Below are 859 nucleotides of genomic sequence, written 5' to 3' on the forward strand. Positions count from 1 at the left end.
AATATGCCCACCGTGATCACCTTTGTATCCCCTGCTCAAAGATTGAGCAGGGCATTCAATCACGTGGGTCAAAATTCGATGAAAATTTTCAGCTCTAGTGGGTCAGTTCTGTGCGGACATCAACAGAAATGCACAGCTACGCCGAACTAGCACTGAGAAACACAGAGTTCATACTTTCAATGCTGGAGGAAGTTTCGAAGGCGGCTACGGCGGCACTGCAGACAAGCGCCGCTACGACACATATCAAAACGCTGCAAGCGGTACAGCTTGAAAGGGCAATTCATGTGGTCGGTGTCTTTTCAATTTTTGAGGCTCGGTTGCAGGACGGACTGGCCGTTGCGGACGGATTCAAAGAGGCAAAGGCCATTATTAGCCAGGCCGGAATGACAGACCTAAATGAGCGATTCGAAGACTTGTACTTCGCAATTAATGTCTTGAAGCACGGCCGAGGAAAGAGCTATAGCCCCTCTGCGCGAAAGCTGGCCAGCTTCCGTTTCGTGTGAAATTGCATGGACAGAATTTCTTTAACGAGTTCGATGCAGGAGAAGTTGCGACCTTGATCGAGGTCGACGACAAATTTGTGCGATATTGCCTCGATACAATTTCGGAGGTTTCGAAGGCTATTCGGAATAAAAGACCGCACTACATCGGTTAGAAATGAAGCCCGCTCGAAGCGGGCCTTCTTGTGTCTGAGGGCAATTCGCACGGCGAACTTTGAATTTCGCCCACATCTGGGCGGCCTCAAATCTGAAGTGCAACACTCTCGCCATCCGGTAATGTCCGCGAATGGCAAAGAGAACGTACCAACAACTTCAACCTGAAGAACGTATGCGAATCGATTTCTGGCGTGACGAGGGCT

Annotated in this window: 1 protein-coding gene; it reads left to right on the forward strand. The window is 49.7% G+C overall.

Annotated elements, in window-relative coordinates; all coding sequences use genetic code 11:
* Window positions 1-128: 128 nt before the first annotated feature.
* A complete protein-coding gene (locus tag HWX22_RS31275; protein ID WP_175916995.1) occupies window positions 129-503 on the forward strand; it encodes a hypothetical protein in 375 nt (124 codons plus the stop codon).
* Window positions 504-859 lie beyond the last annotated feature (356 nt).

Origin of the sequence: Burkholderia sp. BCC1638, from assembly GCF_902833195.1 — a bacterium.
GTDB classification, from domain to species: Bacteria; Pseudomonadota; Gammaproteobacteria; order Burkholderiales; family Burkholderiaceae; genus Burkholderia; species Burkholderia diffusa.

Excerpts from the sequence above, each read along its gene's own strand:
- HWX22_RS31275 (WP_175916995.1), top strand. The coding sequence starts at position 129 with ATGCACAGCTACGCCGAACTAGCACTGAGAAACACAGAGTTCATACTT.